The sequence below is a fragment of the Psychrobacter sp. 78a-MNA-CIBAN-0178 genome, assembly GCF_040309625.1.
GTDB classification, from domain to species: domain Bacteria; phylum Pseudomonadota; class Gammaproteobacteria; order Pseudomonadales; family Moraxellaceae; genus Psychrobacter; species Psychrobacter okhotskensis.
The window spans coordinates 1-260 of sequence record NZ_JBEOOZ010000147.1 but is presented as its reverse complement, the minus strand read 5'-3'; the positions used below and the strand labels follow the sequence as shown (position 1 = coordinate 260).

Here is a 260-nt window from a genome sequence, read left to right as displayed (position 1 = left end):
AAACAAAATATATTAAATCCTAACGACTATAAAAAAGTCCGTATCACATCGTTGTTAGTCAGTGACGAAAGCGGCGGTAGCTTAAATCTAGCGGGCGAGTACGGTGTCGATAGTATCAGTAAGTCCGGTAGTAATGATGCATATGTGTATGAGCTGACGCTTGCTGATGGCTACAAAGATATTAATCCAAGCTTTTATATGCTGACGGCAAACACGACTGGCGTAACATCTGGTGTATTAACAGATAATGATAACAATGT

At 39.6% G+C, this 260-nt stretch carries 1 protein-coding gene; it reads left to right on the top strand.

The genetic code is table 11. From position 1 onward, the window contains the following. On the top strand, positions 1–260 hold a 260-nt coding region (locus AAEY80_RS14625), incomplete at both ends, for a hypothetical protein (protein WP_350588604.1).